Source organism: Pseudomonas sp. PH1b (assembly GCF_000633395.1).
Taxonomy (GTDB): Bacteria; Pseudomonadota; Gammaproteobacteria; order Pseudomonadales; family Pseudomonadaceae; genus Aquipseudomonas.
Genome location: NZ_AYMU01000010.1, coordinates 146,933 through 168,506, shown reverse-complemented (window position 1 = coordinate 168,506; position 21,574 = coordinate 146,933). Strand labels below are relative to the sequence as shown.

Genomic DNA, 21,574 nt, shown 5'->3' with positions numbered 1-21,574 from the left:
GGCGTGCGACCGGAGCGGCACTGGGTTAATCGTCGAGGCGCTCTTCTAACTGGCGCACTTCGTAGGTGAGCTTGTCGAGGAACTGCATGCGTCGCATCAGGCGCTCGGCCTGCTCACGTTGCGCTGCATCATCCCAACAGGCTGCGAAGCTTTCGTTCAGTTCATCCTGGGCTACCTTGAGCCGGCGCTTGAAGGCCGCCACTCCAGCCAGGTCGGCGCTGTCCTGCAGGTCTTCGAGCTCTTCGCGCCATTGCATCTGCTGCAGAAGAAACTCCGGATCATGCACCGTGACTTCCAGGGGCAACTCGCCACCTTTCAAAGCCAACAGGTAACGGGCGCGTTTGGGCGGGCTCTTGAGGGTCTGGTAAGCCTCGTTGAGGCTCGCCGACTGCTCCAGGGCCAGACGCTGCTCGCGCTCGGAAGCATCGGCAAAACGGTCTGGATGAACCCCACGCGCCAACTCACGGTAGCGCGCGGCCAACTGCTCGAGATCCAGGCGGAAGCTCGGTTGCAGCTCAAATAAAGCGAAATGACAAGGAGTACCCACAAGAAGCCTCAGATGTTGAAGCTTTCGCCGCAGCCACATTCACCGCGCACGTTGGGGTTGTTGAACTTGAAGCCTTCGTTCAACCCTTCCTTGACGAAATCAAGCTCGGTGCCGTCCAGATAGGTCAGGCTTTTCGGGTCGATGATCACTTTCTCGCCGTGACTCTCGAACACCTGATCGTCCTCGCCGACCTCGTCGACGAACTCCAGCACATAGGCAAGGCCGGAACAGCCTGTGGTGCGAACACCCAGACGAATCCCATCACCCTTGCCGCGCCCGTTGAGGGAGCGTCGCACGTGTTGAGCAGCCGCTTCTGTCATGCTGATAGCCATCGTGACTCCTTACTTGTCGCCAAATCTGTGAAAGCCGATCGATCAGATCAGGCCTTTCTTCTGCTTGTAGTCGCGAACGGCGGCCTTGATGGCGTCTTCGGCGAGTACCGAGCAGTGGATCTTCACTGGAGGCAGGGCCAGCTCTTCAGCCAGCTGGGTGTTCTTGATGGTTTCGGCCTCGTCCAGGGTCTTGCCCTTCATCCACTCGGTGGCGAGGGAGCTGGAGGCGATTGCCGAACCGCAACCATAGGTCTTGAACTTGGCGTCTTCGATGATGCCCTGCTCGTTGACCTTGATCTGCAGGCGCATGACGTCGCCGCACGCCGGAGCGCCGACCATGCCGGTGCCGACATCAGGGTCTTCCGCGTTCATCTTGCCGACGTTGCGCGGGTTCTCGTAGTGGTCGATGACCTTTTCGCTGTAAGCCATGATTCTTAATCCTCACTCATCAGAGAGTCGCTCTGGGGTTCTGCAAATCGCCGTTATCGGTACGCTCTACAGAACCCTGTGCGGCGACTTATATTCAGTGCGCCGCCCACTCGATTTTCGAGATATCGACACCGTCTTTGTACATGTCCCACAGCGGCGACAGAGCGCGCAGCTTGGTGACGGCTTCGCAAACTTTCTGCGCCGCGTAATCGATTTCTTCTTCGGTGGTGAAGCGACCAAAGGTGAAGCGGATCGAGCTGTGGGCCAACTCATCGTTGCGACCCAGGGCACGCAGGACGTACGAAGGCTCAAGCGAAGCCGAAGTACAGGCCGAACCGGAAGACACCGCCAGGTCCTTGAGGGCCATGATCAGCGACTCGCCTTCAACGTAGTTGAAGCTCAGGTTCAGGTTGTGCGGTACACGGGCGGTCATGCTGCCGTTGATGTACAGCTCTTCCAGGTGCTCGACCTGCTTGTAGAAGCGATCGCTCAGGGCCTTGATGCGTGCATTTTCGGCGACCATGTCTTCCTTGGCGACGCGGAAGGCTTCGCCCATGCCGACAATCTGGTGAGTGGCCAGGGTGCCGGAACGCATGCCGCGTTCATGGCCGCCACCGTGCATGGTGGCTTCCAGGCGCACACGAGGCTTGCGGCTGACGTACAGCGCGCCAATGCCTTTAGGGCCGTAGGTCTTGTGGGCAGAGAAGGACATCAGGTCGACTTTCAGGGCCTGCAGGTCGATTTCGACCTTACCGGTGGACTGAGCGCCGTCGACGTGGAACAGGATGCCCTTGGAGCGAGTCAGCTCGCCGATGGCGGCGATATCGTTGACGGTACCGATTTCGTTGTTCACGTGCATGATCGACACCAGGATGGTGTCGTCACGCAGGGCAGCTTCCACCATGGCCGGGGTGATCAGGCCGTCTTCACCGGGCTCGATGTAGGTCACTTCGAAGCCTTCACGCTCGAGTTGGCGCATGGTGTCCAGGACAGCCTTGTGCTCGATCTTCGAGGTGATCAGGTGCTTGCCCTTGGTGTGGTAGAAATGCGCGACACCCTTGATGGCCAGGTTGTCGGACTCGGTAGCACCTGAGGTCCAGACGATTTCACGCGGGTCGGCGTTGACCAGGTCAGCCACTTGGCGACGGGCGTTTTCCACCGACTCTTCGGCCTTCCAGCCAAACACGTGGGAGCGGGACGCCGGGTTACCGAAGTTTCCGTCGACCAGCAGGCATTCACTCATCTTTTGCGCAACACGCGGATCGACCGGTGTGGTCGCTGAGTAATCAAGGTAAATCGGCAATTTCATGGACTCTCTCCTAAATCAGGCTGGCTGGCGTGCCGCTAGCTCTTTGGCTGTCATTCGACGGCGGACGCTTCAATCTTGTCCAGGCGCGGCGCCTTGCCATTACAACGGCGCTGGTCCTGACGCTGGGCTACTTCTTGCACCTCACGGCGAGTCACAAGGTCAGCCAAGCTGATACCGCTTAGAAATTCGTGGATCTGCAGGCTCAAGTCGCACCACAGGTGATGGGTCAGACAGGTATCGCCGGCGTGACAGTCACCCAGCCCCTGGCATTTGGTGGCGTCGACCGATTCGTTCACCGCATCGATCACCTGGGCTACCTGGATCCCCTGCATGTCGCGGGAAAGCTGATAGCCACCACCAGGCCCCCGCACGCTGGACACCAGATTGCTGCGGCGCAGCTTGGCGAAAAGCTGCTCGAGATAAGACAGGGAAATGCCTTGGCGCTCAGAGATATCGGCCAGGGAGACCGGGCCATGTTGTGCGTGCAACGCCAGATCGAGCATGGCGGTCACCGCGTATCGGCCTTTAGTAGTCAGTCGCATGGACAAGTACCACGGAGTTTCGGAATGGAGGCGAGTATGCAATACCCGAGTAATCGAGTCAACTATAAGACCAACTACTTTAGTCGGGTTTACCCGCAAAAGAGCGCGCGAATCATAGCAAAGTCTGCGACGTAATGGCACAGCGGATGGCAATAACTGACCTACGGACAGCTTGCTCCAGCAAGCCGCCTCCCCTACCAAGGAGCCGGCTGCCGGATATCAACCGACCTGACTGTCGCCCTTGCCCTTGACCTCGGCAAAGTCCTCTTCGCGCAGTACAGGCAGATCCTTGGCACAGTAATCGCTGCCCAGATCCTTCAGCGCGCCACACATATCTTCAAGACGACCATCGACCGCCTGCAAATGATCCAGTAGCTGGCCAATGGCCCGGGCGACCGGATCCGGCATGTCCTCGCTGACGCCGTAGGCATCGAAACCGAGCTTTTCCGCCATCGCCTTGCGCTTGGCTTCCTGCTCGTCGTTGGACTTCATGATGATCCGCCCCGGAATCCCGACCACCGTGGCGCCGGCCGGCACCGCCTTGGTCACCACGGCATTGGAGCCAACCTTGGCCCCCGCCCCCACCGTGAAGGGCCCCAGCACCTTGGCGCCAGCCCCCACCACCACACCATCCTCCAGGGTCGGATGGCGCTTGCCCTTGTTCCAACTGGTACCGCCCAGGGTCACCCCCTGGTAGAGGGTGACGTCATCACCGATCTCGGCAGTCTCGCCAATGACGATGCCCATGCCGTGATCAATAAAGAAACGACGCCCCACCTTGGCCCCAGGATGAATCTCGATCCCGGTCAACCAGCGCCCGAAGTTCGACACCAGGCGCGCCAGCCACTTCCAACCCATGCCCCACAGGGCACCGGACAGACGATGAATCCAGATCGCATGCATGCCCGGGTAGCAGGTCAGCACCTCGAAGGCATTGCGCGCCGCCGGGTCACGATGGAAAACGCTTTGGATATCTTCACGCAGACGCTCGAACATCATTGATCCTTCCGCTTCTGCAGCTCCCCACGGGCCGCTTTCTGGGTTTCCGTGAGGATGCCACGCAATATATTCATTTCCGCCCGGCTGACCGAGCTGCGACCGTACAACCGACGCAAGCGCGCCATCAAGTGCCGCGGCTTTTCGGGATCGAGGAAGTCGATGGCCACCAGGGTCTGCTGCAGATGCTCGTAGAACCGCTCCAGCTCATCCATGGTGGCCAGCTCTTCGCTGCGTGGCGAAGCCACTTCGTCCTTCTCTACCTTGCTCGGCCGACCCTGGGCTGCCAGCCAGGACATGCGCACCTCATAGGTCAACACCTGCACCGCCGTCGCCAGGTTCAGCGAGCTGAACTCCGGGTCCGAGGGGATATGCACATGGAAATGACATCGCTGCAGCTCATCATTGGTCAGGCCGGAATCTTCACGACCGAACACCAGGGCGATCTGCGCGCCCTGCCCGGCCTCCTCCACCACTTTCAACCCCGACTCACGGGGATCGAGCAGTGGCCAGGGAATCCGTCGATCGCGGGCACTGGTGCCGAACACCAGGGTACAGCCTGCCAACGCCTCTTCCAGCATGGCCACGACCTGGGCGCTTTCCAGGATATCGGTAGCACCGGAAGCCCGCGCATCCGCCTCATGGGAGGGGAACACCCGCGGCTCCACCAGCACCAGCCGCGACAAGCCCATGTTCTTCATGGCACGCGCAGCCCCGCCGATATTGCCCGGATGACTGGTATTGACCAGGACGACACGAATGTTCTGCAGCAAGGGAGGCGCTCTCGGACACAGGAAAGGGGAGCAAATCTTACAGAACGGACACCGCTCACGCCTTAAAAATAACCGCCAGAGGATTTCGGCACTTTATATAGAGGCGCTCCAGCACCCTTACAAACACTGCCGCTCAAGGAGCGCCGCACAGCGGATCGATGCAATCAAAGCGAACGCCGTCCTTCATCTGCAAAAGTTTTCTGCTAGAATGCTCGGCTTTCTTTAACAACCTTAGGTGACCTATCCATGCAGCCAATGCTGAATATCGCGCTGCGCGCCGCCCGCAGCGCCAGTGAATTGATTTTCCGCTCCATCGAGCGCCTGGATACCATCAAGGTCGACGAAAAAGACGCCAAAGACTACGTATCCGAAGTTGATCGCGCTGCCGAGCAGAAGATCATCGACGCGCTGCGCAAGGCCTACCCGACCCACGGCATTCTCGGTGAAGAAACCGGCCTGCACGCAGGCAGCGGCGAAGGCGAAGACTACCTGTGGATCATCGACCCACTGGATGGCACCACCAACTTCCTGCGTGGCATCCCGCACTTTGCCGTGAGCATCGCCTGCAAATACCGTGGCCGCCTGGAGCACGCCGTGGTCCTGGACCCAGTGCGCCAGGAAGAATTCACCGCCAGCCGTGGCCGAGGCGCCCAGCTGAACGGTCGTCGCCTGCGCGTCAGCGGTCGCACCAGCCTGGACGGCGCCCTGCTGGGCACCGGCTTCCCGTTCCGTGACGACCAGATGGACAACCTCGACAACTACCTGGGCATGTTCCGCGCCCTGGTCGGCCAGACCGCCGGCATCCGCCGCGCCGGCGCTGCCAGCCTGGACCTAGCCTACGTGGCCGCCGGTCGTTTCGATGCATTCTGGGAGTCGGGCCTGTCCGAATGGGACATGGCCGCAGGCGCCCTGCTGATCCAAGAAGCCGGCGGCCTGGTGAGCGACTTCACCGGCGGTCACGACTTCCTGGAAAAAGGCCACGTGGTAGCCGGCAACACCAAATGCTTCAAGGCGGTACTGACCGCCATCCAGCCGCACCTGCCGGCCTCGCTGAAGCGCTAAGCAGCAGCGACAAAAAAAGCACCCCACGGGTGCTTTTTTTATGCCTGGGGATTGCCCCGTCTCTGAGCAACCTCAAAAAAGGCTGTCCCCAGCAAAAAAGCCGCCCTGAGGGGCGGCTTTTCATGCACATCGGGCTTATTGACCCGGCTGGTTCTGGTTCTGACCGAGGATCAGGCGACCCTCTTTATCCACCGGAATCTGATTGCCCGGATCGCGATCCATGCGCACCTGGCCCTGCTTGCCACCCAGGTCGTACTTCACGTCGTAACCCACGATCTTGTCGCTGATGTCATTGACCGTGTTACAGCGAGTCTGGGTCGTGGTGTAGGTATCACGCTCCTGCATGCCTTCCTGCACCTTGTTACCCGCATAACCGCCACCTACAGCGCCGGCCACAGTGGCAATCTTCTTGCCATTGCCATTACCGATCATGCTGCCCAGCAGACCGCCGCCCACCGCACCGGCCACGGTCCCCAGGATCTGATGCTCATCCTTGACCGGACGCTGGCGGGTCACGGCGACATCCTTGCAGACTTCCCGCGGCGTCTTGATCTGTTGTTTCACCGGCTGCACAGCCAGCACTTGCGCATACTCAGGGCCGCTTTTAACCAGGCTGTAGGTGGCAACAGCACCCCCGGCGGTGACACCGACAGCACCCAATACCGCACCAACCAGCAACGACTTGTTCACGTGAACCTCCTGACCATACATGCGGGTCAAAGCCCGCGCTTCTCCCAGCCTTGGAGCAAAAAAAAAGGCGCGAGTTCAACACTCGCGCCTTTTTTACTGACAGCCGGAAGAGATCAGATCCTCAAGGACGGTCGTCCACTTCCTTCTCGGTATTGGCCGGAGGAATCAGGTCTTCACTGTTCAGGTTCAGCCAGATCAGCACCACGTTGGCGATGTAGATCGACGAGTAGGTACCCGCCAGAACACCGACGAACAAGGCGATAGAGAACCCCCACAGGTTGTCGCCACCAAAGAACAGCAGCGCAATGATCGCCAGCAAGGTGGAAATCGAGGTCGCCATGGTCCGCAGCAGGGTCTGGGTAGTCGAGATGTTGATGTTCTCGATCAGGCTGGCCTTGCGCAGCACACGGAAGTTCTCACGCACCCGGTCGAATACCACGATGGTGTCGTTGAGCGAGTAGCCGATGATCGCCAGTACCGCCGCCAGCACCGTCAGGTCGAAGGTGATCTGGAAGAACGACAGGATACCCACGGTCACGATCACGTCGTGGATCAGCGAGACAATCGCACCGACTGCGAACTTCCACTGGAAGCGGAACGCCAGGTAGATGAGGATGCCGCCCAGGGCCATGAGCATGCCGAGGCCGCCCTGGTCGCGCAGCTCTTCACCCACTTGCGGGCCGACGAACTCGACGCGCTTGACCTGCGCCGGGTTGTCGCCGCCGACCTTCTGCAACGCAGCCGCCACCTGATGGCCCAGCTGCGGGTCTTCGCCCGGCATCCGCACCAGCAGGTCGGTGGTTGCACCGAAGCTCTGCACGATGGCTTCGTGATAACCGGCGTCGTTCAGTTGCGAACGCACCTTCATCACATCCGCCGGACGCTCGTAGGTCAGCTCGATGAGCGTACCGCCGGTAAAGTCCAGACCATAGTTCAAGCCCTTATGGAACCAGCTGAACAACGCCAGGACGGTAAGGAGCACAGTGACGCCGAACGCAACGTTGCGCACGCCCATGAAGTTAATAGTACGTAACATGGCAGCCCCTTAAATCCACAACTTCTTGAAGTCACGACCGCCGAAGATCAGGTTGACCATCGCGCGGGTCAGCCAGATGGCCGTGAACATCGAGGTAAAGATCCCGAGGGACATGGTCACCGCAAAACCCTTGACCGGGCCGGTGCCCATGGCAAAGAGGATGCCACCCACCAGCAACGTGGTCAGGTTGGAGTCCAGAATCGCAGTGAATGCCCGGCCGAAGCCTTCGTTGATTGCTCGCTGCACGGTCATGCCGGCGGCGATTTCCTCACGTATCCGCGAGAAGATCAGCACGTTGGCGTCCACCGCCATACCCATGGTCAGCACGATACCGGCGATACCCGGCAGGGTCAGCGTAGCCCCCAGCAAGGACATCAGGGCCAGCAGCAGGACCATGTTCAATGCCAGCGCCACGGTGGCGATGAGGCCGAAGAAGCGGTAGATGGCAATGATGAACAGCGACACGAACAGCATGCCCCACAGGGAAGCATCGATACCCTTGGTGATGTTGTCAGCACCCAGGCTTGGACCGATTGTGCGCTCTTCAGCGAAGTACATCGGTGCCGCCAGACCACCGGCACGCAGCAGCAGCGCCAGCTCGGAGGACTCGCCCTGGCCGTTCAGGCCGGTGATGCGGAACTGGCTGCCCAGTGGCGACTGGATGGTCGCCAGGCTGATGATTTTCTTCTCTTCCTTGAAGGTCTGCACCGCCACGTCTTTCTCGACACCGTCCACCATTTGCTTGGTGTAGGTGGTGGTCGGCTTCTGCTCGATGAAGATCACCGCCATGCTGCGACCGACGTTGGTCCGGGTCGAACGGTTCATCAGCTCGCCACCGTGACCATCCAGCTTGATGTTCACCTGGGGACGGCCGTGCTCGTCGTAACCGGCCTGGGCATCGGTCACCTGGTCACCGGTGATGATCAGGCCACGCTCGATCTGCGCAGGAGGACGGTTGCCCTCACGGAATTCGAAGGACTCGGAAGTCGCCTTGGAAGCACCCGGCTCGGCGGCCAGACGGAATTCCAGGTTGGCGGTCTTGCCCAGGATCCGCTTGGCTTCAGCGGTGTCCTGCACGCCTGGCAGTTCAACCACGATGCGGTTGGCGCCCTGGCGCTGAACCAGAGGCTCGGCCACACCCAGCTCGTTGACCCGGTTACGCACGGTGGTCAAGTTCTGCTTGATGGAGTATTCGCGGATTTCCGCCAGCTTGGCCGGGGTCATCGCCAGACGCAGCACCGGTTGGCCATTGAGGTCGGCCGGTACGATGTCGAAATCATTGAAGTTCTTGCGGATCAGCGAACGGGCCTGTTCACGGCTGTCTTCGTCGCTGAAGCCCAGCTGGATGGCACCATTGAGCTGCGGCAGGCTGCGATAGCGCAGGCGCTCTTTGCGCAGCAGGCTCTTGACGTCGCCTTCATAGACTTTCAGGCGGGCGTCGAGGGCTTTGTCCATGTCCACTTCCAGCAGGAAGTGCACACCACCGGACAAGTCCAGACCCAGTTTCATCGGGTGCGCACCGAGGTTGCGCAGCCATTGCGGGGTGGTTTGCGCCAGGTTCAACGCCACCACATAGTCATCGCCCAGCGCCTTGCGCACTACATCCTTGGCCGGAAGCTGGTCTTCCTTGTTGATCAAGCGCAGCAGGCCGCCCTTGCCGTTGGCGGCAATGGAAGCAGCCTTGACGTTGATGCCGGCGTCGGTGAGCGCTTTGCTCGCACGATCCAGATCCGCCTGAGTGACCTGCAACGCGGTACTCGCGCCGCTGACCTGAATGGCCGGATCATCAGGGTATAGATTGGGAGCGGAATAAATAAAACCGATCGCCAGCACCGCCAGGATCAGTAGGTACTTCCACAGAGGATATTTGTTCAGCATCACGCCGCCCGTTTATGACGCGGGGCGCCTTGCGCGCCCCGTCGATTGGTAAAAGATGAAACTTAGATGGCTTTCAGCGTGCCTTTTGGCAGCGTGGCAGCGATCGCGCCCTTCTGGAACTTCAGTTCAACGGAGTCCGACACTTCCAGTACCACGAAGTCGTCGGTCACTTTGTTGATCTTGCCGGCGATACCACCGGTGGTCACAACTTCGTCGCCCTTCTGCAGGCTGCCCAGCAGGTTCTTCTGCTCTTTGGCGCGCTTGGCCTGTGGACGCCAGATCATCAGGTAGAAGATGACCAGGAAGCCGACCAGGAAAATCCACTCGAAACCAGTGCCAGCAGGACCGGCAGCAGCAGGTGCAGCGGCGTCCGCATACGCGGCAGGGATCAAAAAGCTCATATAACACTCCGATAATTTCAGAATTAGTGTCTTAACGTCTTTAGAACTTATTCTAAAGGCGGCACGGGTAACCCGCGTTTGGCATAGAAGGAATCGACAAAGGCGGCCAATGTACCTTGTTGAATAGCCTCGCGCAAACCAGCCATAAGACGCTGGTAATGGCGCAAATTATGGATGGTATTGAGCATACTCCCGAGCATTTCCCCGCACTTGTCCAAGTGATGCAGATAGGCACGGGAGAAGTTCTGGCAGGTATAGCAATCACAAGTCGGATCCAGCGGCGAATCATCATGGCGATGGAACGCGTTACGGATCTTCAGCACGCCGGTATCGATGAACAGATGCCCATTGCGGGCATTGCGGGTTGGCATCACGCAATCGAACATGTCCACACCGCGGCGCACACCCTCAACCAGATCCTCTGGCTTGCCAACTCCCATAAGGTAACGAGGTTTGTCGGCCGGCATCTGGCCTGGCAGGTAGTCCAGGACCTTGATCATTTCATGCTTGGGCTCGCCCACCGACAGGCCGCCGATGGCCAGGCCGTCGAAGCCGATCTTGTCCAGGCCTTCCAGGGAACGCATGCGCAGATCCTGGTGCATGCCACCCTGGACGATACCGAACAGCGCCGCCGTGTTGTCGCCATGGGCGTTCTTCGAGCGCTGGGCCCAGCGCAGGGACAGCTCCATGGAGATCCGCGCCACGTCCTCATCAGCCGGGTACGGGGTGCATTCATCGAAGATCATCACGATGTCCGAACCCAGGTCGCGCTGCACTTGCATCGACTCTTCCGGGCCCATGAACACCTTAGCGCCATCCACCGGCGAGGCGAAGGTCACCCCCTCTTCCTTGATCTTGCGCATGGCCCCCAGGCTGAACACCTGGAAACCGCCGGAGTCGGTAAGAATCGGGCCGTTCCACTGCATGAAGTCATGCAGGTCGCCGTGCTTCTTGATCACTTCGGTGCCCGGACGCAGCCACAGGTGGAAGGTGTTGCCGAGGATGATCTCGGCGCCCGTGGCGACGATATCCCGCGGCAGCATGCCCTTGACCGTGCCGTAGGTGCCCACCGGCATGAAGGCCGGGGTTTCCACCGTACCGCGGGGGAAGGTCAGGCGACCGCGACGAGCCTTGCCATCAGTGGCCAGCAGCTCGAACGACATACGACAGGTGCGACTCATACAGTTTCCTCTGGGGCCGATTCCCGGGGACCGGTGGGCGCCGGATTACGGGTGATGAACATCGCATCACCGTAGCTGAAAAAGCGGTATCCATTTTCCACCGCGGCGCGATAGGCGGCCATGGTCTCGGGATAACCGGCGAACGCCGAAACCAGCATCAACAGCGTGGATTCCGGCAAGTGGAAGTTGGTCACCAGGGCATCGACCACATGGAAGGGCCGCCCCGGGTAAATAAAGATATCGGTGTCGCCGCTGAACGGCTTGAGCACGCCATCGCGGGCCGCGCTTTCCAGAGAGCGCACGCTGGTGGTGCCCACCGCCACTACCCGGCCACCACGGGCCCGGCACGCGGCCACGGCATCCACCACGTCCTGGCCGACTTCCAGCCATTCGTTGTGCATATGGTGGTCTTCGATGCGCTCCACCCGCACCGGCTGGAAGGTTCCGGCACCGACGTGCAGGGTCACGAAAGCGGTCTCGACGCCCTTGGCAGCGATCGCCTCCAGCAGCGGCTGGTCGAAATGCAGGCCGGCGGTTGGCGCTGCCACCGCGCCCAGGCGCTGGGCGTACACGGTCTGATAGCGCTCGCGATCCGCGCCTTCGTCCGGGCGGTCTATATAAGGAGGCAACGGCATATGCCCGACCCGGTCCAGCAGCGGCAGCACCTCTTCGGCAAAACCCAGCTCGAACAGGGTGTCGTGGCGGGCCAGCATCTCGGCCTCGCCGCCGCCCTCGATGAGGATCTTCGACCCCGGCTTGGGCGACTTGCTGGAACGCACATGGGCCAGCACGCGATGGCTGTCCAGCACCCGCTCGATGAGGATTTCCAGCTTGCCGCCGGAGGCCTTCTGGCCGAACAGACGGGCCGGAATCACCCGGGTATTGTTGAACACCATCAAATCGCCCGGGCGCAAATGCTCAAGCAAATCAGTGAATTGACGGTGGGCCAAGGCGCCGGTTGGCCCATCCAGGGTCAACAGACGGCTGCCGCGACGCTCGGCCAATGGATGGCGGGCGATCAGCGAATCAGGAAGCTCGAAGGTAAAGTCAGCAACGCGCATGATGGGGTTCGTCTAGCAGGGCCGGAAAGTTTAGCGGAATAAGTAAAAATTGACCATGAAAGCCGATTGACCAACGGTAACCGCCTCTCTATACTTCGCCGCCATTGAGCCCTGATGGCGGAATTGGTAGACGCGGCGGATTCAAAATCCGTTTTCGCAAGAAGTGGGAGTTCGAGTCTCCCTCGGGGCACCATATAGCAGTATCTGAAAGTCTCCATAAGGCTCTCAGGACCAGGGAAACCGGCCACTTGAGCCGGTTTTTTTGTGTCTGGCTATCTACCCCTATCTCCCCTTATCCGTTGTTGGTCTGTCCCGAGCTGAGTGGACACTGACTTAAGGTGGACAATGTCCACCGCAAGGAGTGTTCATGACCCAGACCAGACGACGTTTTCCCGAATCCTTCAAACGCGAGGCGGTAGACCTGGTACTTGCCGGCACGCCGCTTCGTCATGTAGCCGAGACGCTCGGCATCGCTGAAAGCCTGCTGGGCAAATGGAAGCGCCAGTACGAGCAGCAAGGTGACGATGCCTTTCCGGGCAACGGCAAGCAGCGTGGTGAGAGCGCGGAGTTGCGTCGTCTACGCCAGCAACTGGCTCAGGTCACCATGGAGCGCGATGTTTTAAAAAAGGCGCTCGCCATCTTCTCGCAGCCCACGAAGTGAAGTTCCGCGCCATCGAGGCGTTGGCTGGTCGCTATCCCATAGCGCCAATGTGCCGGCTGCTGCGGGTATCCCGCAGCGGCTTCTATGCCTGGCAGCAGCGGCCACCTTCGGCGAGAGAGATGGCGAATCTGCGTCTGAGCAAGGAGATCCGCACCATTCACCACGAGGTGAATGGGATCTATGGCCATCGCCGAATCAAGTCCGAGTTGGCGGCCATGGGGCATGCTTGTGGTCGACACCGGGTTGCTCGACTGATGCGCGAAGCCGGTCTGCGCGTTCGCTCGCGCAAGCGCTGGCGGCTGGTTTCCAGCAGTCGTCATACTCTGCCGATTGCCCCGAACCACCTGGATCGCCAGTTCGCCTCGGATCGCGCCAATCGGCACTGGGTCTCGGACATGACCTACGTGCGGACGGCCCAAGGTTGGCTGTATCTGGCAGTCGTGCTCGATCTCTATTCACGAGCCGTCGTCGGTTGGGCGATGCACCACCGCATGCAGCAGGCCTTGGTACACGCCGCGCTGGAGATGGCCATCGCACGCCGACAGCCGAAAGAAGAAGTGCTGCTGCACTCGGATCGAGGCAGCCAATACTGCGCGTACGACTACCAGGCCTTACTTCGACGACATCGAATCGTGCCCAGCCATTCACGTCCCGGGAACTGCTGGGACAACGCCGTGATGGAGAGCTTCTTCCGTTCGCTGAAGGCTGAGCGGGTGTACCTGACGCGCTATGCCAGCTACCACGAGGCGAAAACCGACCTGTTCGACTACATCCGCTTTTACAATAACCGTCGCCGCCACTCGACGCTGGGCTATCTCAGCCCGATGGAGTTTGAGCGGCGCTATGCGAGCAGTAACTCTTAACTACCTGTCCACCAGCTCCGGGACAGACCAGCATTAATCGACTGCGGAATGGCTTTTTGATATCGTCGAGCCAGAATTTTAGCAAAATGGAATGGAACGCCATGGCCAAACCGCGTGTTTTCGTATCTTCTACTTATTACGATCTAAAGCATATTCGAAATAGTCTTGAGATTTTTATTGATGGATTAGGGTATGAATCTGTTTTGTATGAGCAGGGAGATATTCCTTTTCATCACGACTCCCCGTTAGATGCTTCTTGCTATGAAGAAATAAAAAGCTGTCACATATTGGTACTAATAATCGGCGGAAGGTATGGAAGCCCGTCGTCGGATACTGACGTCGAGTCAGGTCTAGAGCACTTCAATTCCGTGACAAAAAAAGAGTATGAGACCGCTCGATTTAATGACATTCCAATTTATATTTTTATCGAGAAAAATGTCCACTCCGAGTACCATACTTATAAAAAAAATAGACATAACAAAGATATTTCCTACGCTCATGTCGATAATGTTAATATTTTCAAACTCATCGATGATATATACTCCCAAAAAAGAAATAATTTAGTCCGTGATTTTGAGAAGTTCGATGATTTATCATCGTGGTTACGAGATCAATGGGCTGGCCTGTTTGCCGATTTACTTGCAACCAAAAAGCGCGATCATGAACTCGAAGACCTTTCTTCTCAAGTCGCGGGCCTGAAGGATCTGAGTTCGGTGCTCAAAAGTTACACCGAATCAATCATGTCTAAACTTCAGCCTGACAATTTTGAGCAGATCATAAAGGCATCTAATAAAAACTTAAGAACCCGAGCTTTGCGGGTTTTCGAAAAGCATCCATTGGTAATATACCTTCTTAAGAAGTCGCCAAAAGGTATCGGACTTGCTTCGCTCTTTGAGGCATTTTTGAGCTCCGAATCAATTCGAAATTTATTGGAAAAATGTAATTATCCCAAAGAGTTTATCGAAGATATACTTCAGCATCCGGCTGCCTTTGAAGACTTTAGCAATCTCAAAAGAGAGGTGGGATAAAGGCTGTTAAGCAGGATGAAGTTTAATATATTAAATAGTTTGGCTGTCGGGGCGTTCAAAATCGTTTATGTTGAGTAGCCTCCCACCTCGTGAACCGGTGGGAAGGGCTCTTTTTTTCTGCATGGAAACTGCCGTTCTTGGGCTGGCCTGCCATGTTCCTGCTATCTGTTTAACGGCATTGACCAGGCTCCCCATACCACGTTCTGATCCCACGTTCTGATCACGACAAAGTGCGCCCTGATAGCTCTGCACAAAATCGATTGCAAACGACGAGCAGCTTCGCATTAAACGGTTTTACATCGAACGTCGGTTGATGACCGAGGTCGTTTGCCAGCGGCTGCAAACGGCCAATAGCAGTCATTGCGCATATGCTAAATGGGATGCAATGGCGCCTGAAGTGATGCGGGTTCGAATCTATCCTTCACCGCCACATTTAGTAATCACAATCCCCTGGTTTTCCTAGACAAAGTCGGTGGTTTTGTTTTTTTTGCGTCTGAAAAGTGCCCATTTGGGACTGATATGGGACTGGCGTGTCTTTTTTCGGCTTAGAGAGGGGAGCATGCACGTCGGTAGTTGCTGTGCATACAATCAGCGTTTACGACGCTCGACTCACGTCGAGGCAACTATGGATTCAGGGAATGTTTCAGCAATCATTTCGGCTGTTGCGGGTATCAGCGGCGTTCTGTTCGGTAACACGTTCGCCTGATTAAAGAGTGGTGGACTAAGCGGAAAACGGCCAAACAGGACACGACTTACCTTGGGATTATTGTCGTCTCTCATCTGGATCGATTCGCCACTGGCTGCTTGCATGTTGCATTGGACGATGGAACCCAGTACGGCCGGCCGGCTGGTGAGCGCGGTGAATACGCGACAGTTGTAACTCACCCTGATTTTCGGCCGTTAGACGTAGACGTTGAGTGGAAGCTGTTACCAATGGATCTGATGTATTCGATTCTTCGACTGCCAGATCAACAAGATCAATTGCAAGGAAACCTTGCTGGAATCCATGAGTTCAATTATGACCCGCCTGAACATGTCGAATATTTTCAGGTAAGACGGCGGGGATGTGCTGTACTTGGGCTACAGGCATCTGACCTAGCCAAAAAACTTCGTTCATATGTCGGGCTTCCTGCTGAGGAGCTGGAACCGGGAGAGTGGAGCCGAGAGCAAAGCATGAAAGACGTGATATTTGTTATCGACTCGAGACACAGCGAAAGTCTCTAGCGGAACGCGGCTCTGCAGTAGCAATAAGGGCTTACCGATAACGAACAGAAAGAACCTCGCCTACATAATCAATGCGCTACGCTGGCCGGGCCATCACGGCGCAATCACGAGGAGCAAGACAAATGCAAATGAGCGAAGCGGCAGTAGAGGTGCCACTTCCTGAAGTCTCTTTGCTGTAACCCTTGATTATAACATTTGGCTAAGGGGCGGGCTTTAGCCCGCCCCAGTGAGCGAAGCGAACGATTTTAAGCAGTTGTTAGATCTATTTCGGATCTTTGGGGTTATTAATTTTTTGGATCGGAGGCTGATAGCTTTCAGTTGCGACTACCAGTGGTGGTGCTGGAACCTCAATTGGCTTTTGAGGCTTTTCTGGTTTAGGTGACTGGTTTTTTTCATTGCTGCTCATTTTAATTGCTCCATCGGCTTGCAGAGATTAGCGCTACAGAAACAGTTAGCGACCATGCGGTAAATGTTATTTCCGAGTACGTTTTAATTACAAGGTAAAGTTTGTCTCTATATATTTTTTCAATTTCAATTATTGCTTCCGAGTACCTCCTGGATAGGCCAAGCAGTACAGTTCCCCTCAGATTGTCAGAGAAATAATCGATAAGCGCTGTGTCAGATGGCATTCTTATGATGTCTGATAATTTGGTTGCCCTGAAAGAAAAGCTCCATGAAGACATAAAAGACACAAATGTTAGAATTATTGAAAAAATAACAAGCCAACCTATTAGGTTTTTCGGTGGAAGTAGACTTTCGACAGCCCACCTCACCAAAAATAGGTAGGCACCTACAGCAATTGTCATAGAGCCAAAATATTTGGTCGCTTTTTCTTCAAGGCGCCGAAAACGCTCAACTTCTTTTTCGAATTGATTTTTCTGATGCTCGTATAAAATTTTATATTTTTCCAGATCGACTTCATCCATGAGCAAGCTTCCAGTTTAGAAAAAAATTATTATGAGTTTACGCATTTTCTGCTTGCGATATAACGTTTGCTTGAGCGGTGGACGTTAGCCCGCCCAGTGAGCGGAGCGAAAGATACACTTGTTAGATTTTTGGGCTAAACATCTTAAGGGTTCGATCCTCGTTTCCTGTCCAGTATCGTCGGCACGCACAACCTTGACGGCAGGCACGGCGCTCAATCGGGATATTAAGCCCCGCATCTTGCATTGCAAGTCGAAGAGCTCCTACAGCCATACTATATGTGTCTATTCCATCGCCATCTTCGTGACGCGGATCATCTAATATAATTTTTCTCAAGTGCCCTTTGAATGGAAGCTCTCCGCCACTGTGACGAGCTATAATCATTTGATCGAACTGCCCTAGCACAAAATTATTATTTAGATCTTCTTTACTTTGAAACCATCGCTGTTTTTCTGATTTACCAGCCCACTTTGTCGGATTTAGTTTAGTTACCCATAGTCGCCCAGTTCCTGTTCTATCTATGAAGCCGATATCGAAAACGAAAAGCACAGGACCATATACATTTGCGCGGCGCGCACGATGATGGATGTCAACAGAATCCATAAATACATCGAACCAGATACTATACCGGCGATCAATATCATCGGACTCCTGAGGCGTTTGGGTTATACCCAAACGCTCAACTGTGCCTCTGGATAGAAGCGCGCGTGACCTTAGGAACTGACATGCGGTCGCGACACTGTTTGCATGGTGCAGTTGGTCAACGCCCTTCTCTGCAAGGGCTTCAAATACGTGACCAGATGGTATATGCATAGAAAAATCCAACTATAAATAGGCACCAAATGGTGCATAACTAACCGGACGGGTGTGGTGTATAACACTTCTTGTCATCTGGCTATCCGTGTCTAGGGTAAGGCTTTCAGCGTTCCAATGACCGTATGAGGGAGTTATACACCATTTTAACTACAGACCAACCGGCAGATTTTAGCCGATAGCTGTCTATCGCTTTGCTCTTAAGTTATGTGACGATTCGCTCGCCCCGGAGGGTAAAGCTTTACGATGTCGAGTGAGTCTTTCGCAGTTGCTCAATTATCTTTGACATGAAATACGATAACTGTAGCTCTGAGAACGATTGGGCGCGACGCCGATACACTCGCCATTTCTCAGGATTGGGATCTGCAACCGAAGCCAATCACGCTGGTGATTTTCTGCCTGCCACGAACGTCCGGAAATGGCCGACAGCGGTCGCTTGCCGATGTCCGCTTCTGGCCGACAGCAGACCTAAGCGAACCGCATTCCTCGGAACCTTTGGCGCAATGCGTCTAAATTTAGGAAGGCTCGGGCAAAAAGCGTTACACAGTTCACTATCGTTACACCGCACACCTTGTGCGATACAAAACGGTGAAACCTTAATTTTATAAAATAAAATCAATTACTTACTAAGATCCGTCACACCTGAAACACCAGTTACACTTCTTTTTTAGTATCCACCCCACCCCCATCGGCAATGCGAACCACCAGCGAAGAGATTCCAGCAGGAACCGGGGGGACCCTGAGCAAATGAGACACATACGGGGTCGGAAACCCGCAGGACTGTGTTAGCGACAAGGTGCACAGCTTAGTGAACTGGTGAACCGGGTGAATACACAGTTCACCAGTGCAAATGCACAAGGTCCTGAGAGGTTGCCGGGGACCTTGAGCAAATCTGAAAGGCACGGGGCAGAGAACCCGCCGCACCTGGTTAGCGGCTGAGTTTTCTACGTTGGTTGACAGATTGACGTATTTGACACCATCCCCAAGGTTGACCGGGCTCAACCGTTCGCTATTAACCACACAATGGCCCACCTTTACCGTTGCGGTAACGATGCCCTTTTCTCTTCAATATCCTTTCAATTTCAACGTCGAAATTTCAGTAAGCTGGGGGAACTGTCGCTACCAAGATCTCGCGGGTTTCCGACCCCGTATCACTCAACAACTCACAGGGTCCCCAGCCCCCCCTAATGAGGACTGGGATTATTAGAATCAATAACCTCCATCAGCACCATCGCTTGTGGCGCGTACTGGCTTATATGTGTGAGGAGCATCAATATCAAGAAATGTCACACCAAGACCTTTGAACAAGATCGCAACAGGATCAGCAACTATGTTAGATACGTTAACTAAATGTAGTAGCCAATCACGGCGATAGCACTCATACGCAAATAGCCAATGATCTTGCTCGAAGCAGTCATCAACCAACCACCCTTCCCACAACACAGAAGTAAAGCCAGGATCAAAAACCCCCACCACTTTAGCTTGCATTGTAGCTGTAGCAACACATCCATCATCCATACGAGCGATAACCGCTTGCGAAGCGTCGCTTAAGGTTAGACCTAACAGCATACATGTCCAAATGCTCCATACGACCTCACTTCCATGACCTACTGGAGCGCTAACTTGTACCAATGCGTTAATTGCTCGAGACGCTATTTCTTTATCAAGAGCATGCCCGCCGCCTTCTTGGTTCAACAACAAAACATCAATAACAAGACGCAAACAGCCTGGATCCAGTGCAATGCACTGCCATAATAGATTTTGAACCAAACCCCACTGAACCTTGGAAGCTGTCACGCTTTTTAATGCGGCGATACTATATCTAAGCACACCTTCAGTTGGATGTTTTCGCGCGAGCCCAAAAGCACGATTAAAATAATCAATCCACTCAGGCGCAGATGCACCATCAGAAGGAATTATTGGCCTGAGCTTACTAACATAAATAGACTCAAGCTCACTAGGCAATTCAAAAATTGCTGTTTTATTTCCATTTAATTGCAACTCCCGCTCATATAGCTGAGCCTCCAGCATAATAAGGGCATGCTCCGCATCCGACAATGTCGCGAAAGAAAACTCGATATCATCGATAAATCTTACACCTCCAACTATTTTGCACTCAGCGGCTAAACTTGCATCAATTGAACTCAGTAAAAGTTCGGAAATTCCAAGTGAAGTGTCCGGTCCAATCGCAATTCCTTTAGTCTGACCTGACTGACATGCTTGAAGCTCTTTATCGATCACGTTACCGCAAAGTGTAAGGTCTCTAAATTTTGCTTTAGCAACAGATTTAGTATGCAACGCCCATGGAATCGTGTGCGTATAGATCGATGAGTAGAATTGCGAGATATCTGCACGCAGAATGTACCTTGCCCCAACACGGGAGTGAGCACGCGCAGTTGCTCTATCCGCCAAGCTGGATGCGATGGCTCTCGCTCCCTGGGGGTCATAATGTGGTCGGGTATGAGAAAAAGGTGATTTTGCCCACTCAGCTGTCAACTGAGCATTATTAACGGCAAAAACATTCGCGAGCCGAAAATAATTGGCAGGATTGGGGATAGTTAAACGCCGACGTAGTCCGCCAACCCTTGACAGATTATGGTGCATCGGCTGCGTCCAATTTGTCTGAGCCTTCGTCAAGCTGTCCGGCAATTTGCCTGTTACTCGCGCTACGTCGCCTAGGGTTTTTGAGGTGAACAAAGGCGGTAACTCTCGAGGCAAAAATCCTTTTTCCAACAGCGCTTCTAGCATGACGGTTATCCTTGAGAACTCATTTCAGACGTTTAGCCGATGATGGCAATGCGAAACTACCAGCTAGCTAACAGATCGGATACAGTTCGGCTGAGTAGGGCTTCGATTGGCTGAGGCTTGAGGAAAAACCTGATTTCTTCTTATAGCCAGTACCCAACAGAAGAAAGCTTGTATCCCACTGTGTATCCCCGAGGATATAATCTGGCTGCAAGCCACGTAATATATGGAACCCTCGAGTCTCCCTCGGGGCACCAAACATAAAAAAAGACCTTGAATTTCAAGGTCTTTTTTTTCGTCCACAGAAAAGTGCCGGCACCACGCCCCACTCCAGGCCTGGCCGCTCCCCCTCCTGATCAGTCGTACAGATCTTCCGCGTAATACTCGTAATTATCAGCATTCTCCACCGCGTCGCTCGGACGATTGGCTGCCAGGTTCTGCGCGCCAGCCACGCCATAGCCGCCGGCAATATCGTCCGTATGGCCAATGGAGTGGGTCAGCTCATGCACCACGCTGCCCGCCTGGGTGTCGAACCCCACCCGCGGCGGCAAGGCAAAGAACGCGGTGCAGAACCAGGCCTCCACGTCCCCGCGAACATTGACGAAGGTGGCCGCGATATCCCCAGCCGCATCGCATGGATCATTCGGGTTGACCCGGCAATAAGCGGTCAGGGTGCTGCCGCTGTTGAGCTTGAAGCGCACGCCGTCGAGCACCGCACGCACTCGCTGGTAGCGGTCCTGATTGAAGGTGCCGAACCAGGTCCGGTAGGCCAGGTTCTGATTGTTGCGAAAGGCCGCCTCATTGTTGTTGACCTGGTTGTAGGCATTGCTCGACCAGGTGGTGGCGACGGCCACGGCATTGCTCACAGCGGTGCGATCGGCCTGGGTGGCGCAGGACCCGTCAAACGCCACATTGATCGCCAGCGCCGATTGCGCCAGCGCGCCCAGCCCCAGCAGCAACAGCAGGCTTTGCAGCCGAAGCGCCAGGCGGCGGGTTGAACGGACAACAGTATCAGTATCCATATTCAGCATCCTTCCATGCAGGTTCCGAGGAATGTCGCTCCCCCTGCCAGGGGCGAC

21 protein-coding genes and 1 tRNA gene are annotated in these 21,574 nt (G+C 55.6%); 4 read left to right on the top strand and 18 right to left on the bottom strand.

Annotated features, from left to right (window positions below; genetic code table 11):
* Window positions 1-25: 25 nt before the first annotated feature.
* The 7 genes from hscB to trmJ all read right to left on the bottom strand — a co-directional run bounded on the left by hscB (window position 26) and on the right by trmJ (window position 4,928).
* Window positions 26-547, bottom strand: coding sequence for a co-chaperone HscB (hscB, locus tag U873_RS0117970; RefSeq protein ID WP_025129552.1), 522 nt, complete (start codon window positions 545-547; stop codon window positions 26-28).
* Between the two features lie 8 nt (window positions 548-555).
* A complete protein-coding gene (gene iscA, locus U873_RS0117965; protein ID WP_020298469.1) occupies window positions 556-879 on the bottom strand; it encodes an iron-sulfur cluster assembly protein IscA in 324 nt (107 codons plus the stop codon).
* A 42-nt stretch (window positions 880-921) separates the two neighbouring features.
* Window positions 922-1,308: a Fe-S cluster assembly scaffold IscU gene (gene iscU, locus U873_RS0117960; protein ID WP_007929523.1), complete on the bottom strand. Its 387-nt coding sequence runs from the start codon at window positions 1,306-1,308 to the stop codon at window positions 922-924.
* Window positions 1,309-1,402: 94 nt separating this feature from the next.
* Entirely contained in the window at window positions 1,403-2,617 is a 1,215-nt protein-coding gene (locus tag U873_RS0117955) for an IscS subfamily cysteine desulfurase (protein ID WP_025129551.1), read from the bottom strand.
* 50 nt (window positions 2,618-2,667) lie between these two features.
* Window positions 2,668-3,159, bottom strand: a complete 492-nt coding sequence (iscR, locus tag U873_RS0117950) for a Fe-S cluster assembly transcriptional regulator IscR (RefSeq protein WP_011063217.1) — start codon at window positions 3,157-3,159, stop codon at window positions 2,668-2,670.
* A 219-nt stretch (window positions 3,160-3,378) separates the two neighbouring features.
* Window positions 3,379-4,155, bottom strand: a complete 777-nt coding sequence (cysE, locus tag U873_RS0117945) for a serine O-acetyltransferase (RefSeq protein ID WP_025129550.1) — start codon at window positions 4,153-4,155, stop codon at window positions 3,379-3,381.
* Window positions 4,155-4,928 carry a tRNA (cytosine(32)/uridine(32)-2'-O)-methyltransferase TrmJ gene (gene trmJ / locus U873_RS0117940; RefSeq protein ID WP_025129549.1) on the bottom strand — a complete coding sequence of 258 codons (774 nt, stop codon included), beginning with the start codon at window positions 4,926-4,928 and terminating at the stop codon, window positions 4,155-4,157. Before trmJ ends, cysE begins: the two co-directional genes overlap by 1 nt.
* Window positions 4,929-5,174: 246 nt before the next feature.
* On the opposite strand from trmJ, the gene suhB reads away from it, so the two are divergent.
* A complete protein-coding gene (gene suhB / locus U873_RS0117935; protein WP_007929514.1) occupies window positions 5,175-5,990 on the top strand; it encodes an inositol-phosphate phosphatase in 816 nt (271 codons plus the stop codon).
* 135 nt (window positions 5,991-6,125) lie between these two features.
* Here the strand turns inward: suhB and U873_RS0117930 are convergent, their stop codons facing one another.
* The 6 genes from U873_RS0117930 to queA form a co-directional block, all read right to left on the bottom strand.
* Window positions 6,126-6,680, bottom strand: coding sequence for a glycine zipper 2TM domain-containing protein (locus U873_RS0117930; RefSeq protein ID WP_025129548.1), 555 nt, complete (start codon window positions 6,678-6,680; stop codon window positions 6,126-6,128).
* Between the two features lie 121 nt (window positions 6,681-6,801).
* Window positions 6,802-7,716, bottom strand: a complete 915-nt coding sequence (gene secF / locus U873_RS0117925) for a protein translocase subunit SecF (protein WP_025129547.1) — start codon at window positions 7,714-7,716, stop codon at window positions 6,802-6,804.
* Between the two features lie 9 nt (window positions 7,717-7,725).
* The gene (secD, locus tag U873_RS0117920) at window positions 7,726-9,594 is read right to left on the bottom strand and encodes a protein translocase subunit SecD (RefSeq protein ID WP_025129546.1); all 1,869 of its coding nucleotides are present in this window, start codon (window positions 9,592-9,594) and stop codon (window positions 7,726-7,728) included.
* 62 nt (window positions 9,595-9,656) lie between these two features.
* Window positions 9,657-9,995: a preprotein translocase subunit YajC gene (yajC, locus tag U873_RS0117915; protein ID WP_011063224.1), complete on the bottom strand. Its 339-nt coding sequence runs from the start codon at window positions 9,993-9,995 to the stop codon at window positions 9,657-9,659.
* Window positions 9,996-10,042: 47 nt separating this feature from the next.
* On the bottom strand, window positions 10,043-11,158 hold the full coding sequence (gene tgt / locus U873_RS0117910; RefSeq protein ID WP_177330287.1) for a tRNA guanosine(34) transglycosylase Tgt: 1,116 nt from the start codon (window positions 11,156-11,158) through the stop codon (window positions 10,043-10,045).
* A 14-nt stretch (window positions 11,159-11,172) separates the two neighbouring features.
* Window positions 11,173-12,237, bottom strand: coding sequence for a tRNA preQ1(34) S-adenosylmethionine ribosyltransferase-isomerase QueA (gene queA, locus U873_RS0117905; RefSeq protein WP_025129544.1), 1,065 nt, complete (start codon window positions 12,235-12,237; stop codon window positions 11,173-11,175).
* A 108-nt stretch (window positions 12,238-12,345) separates the two neighbouring features.
* On the opposite strand from queA, the gene U873_RS0117900 reads away from it, so the two are divergent.
* From U873_RS0117900 to U873_RS34800, 3 genes are all read left to right on the top strand, one after another.
* Window positions 12,346-12,430 (top strand) — tRNA-Leu (locus U873_RS0117900).
* 174 nt (window positions 12,431-12,604) lie between these two features.
* Window positions 12,605-13,761, top strand: a protein-coding gene (locus U873_RS0117890; protein ID WP_371261318.1) for an IS3 family transposase whose coding sequence is annotated in 2 segments (ribosomal slippage) — window positions 12,605-12,865 and window positions 12,868-13,761 — 1,155 coding nt in all. Because the reading frame shifts where the segments join, the coding sequence is not laid out codon by codon here.
* 101 nt (window positions 13,762-13,862) lie between these two features.
* Window positions 13,863-14,789, top strand: a complete 927-nt coding sequence (locus U873_RS34800) for a DUF4062 domain-containing protein (RefSeq protein WP_051586093.1) — start codon at window positions 13,863-13,865, stop codon at window positions 14,787-14,789.
* Window positions 14,790-16,275: 1,486 nt separating this feature from the next.
* Here U873_RS34800 and U873_RS36720 read toward each other — a convergent pair.
* The 5 genes from U873_RS36720 to U873_RS0117865 form a co-directional block, all read right to left on the bottom strand.
* Entirely contained in the window at window positions 16,276-16,419 is a 144-nt protein-coding gene (locus U873_RS36720; protein ID WP_157838102.1) for a hypothetical protein, read from the bottom strand.
* 1 nt (window position 16,420) lies between these two features.
* The gene (locus U873_RS36715) at window positions 16,421-16,939 is read right to left on the bottom strand and encodes a hypothetical protein (RefSeq protein WP_157838101.1); all 519 of its coding nucleotides are present in this window, start codon (window positions 16,937-16,939) and stop codon (window positions 16,421-16,423) included.
* 121 nt (window positions 16,940-17,060) lie between these two features.
* On the bottom strand, window positions 17,061-17,750 hold the full coding sequence (locus tag U873_RS36710) for a hypothetical protein (RefSeq protein WP_157838100.1): 690 nt from the start codon (window positions 17,748-17,750) through the stop codon (window positions 17,061-17,063).
* Between the two features lie 1,209 nt (window positions 17,751-18,959).
* Window positions 18,960-20,498 carry an RNA-directed DNA polymerase gene (locus U873_RS35300; protein ID WP_081818679.1) on the bottom strand — a complete coding sequence of 513 codons (1,539 nt, stop codon included), beginning with the start codon at window positions 20,496-20,498 and terminating at the stop codon, window positions 18,960-18,962.
* Between the two features lie 353 nt (window positions 20,499-20,851).
* Entirely contained in the window at window positions 20,852-21,517 is a 666-nt protein-coding gene (locus tag U873_RS0117865) for a M35 family metallo-endopeptidase (protein WP_025129541.1), read from the bottom strand.
* Window positions 21,518-21,574 lie beyond the last annotated feature (57 nt).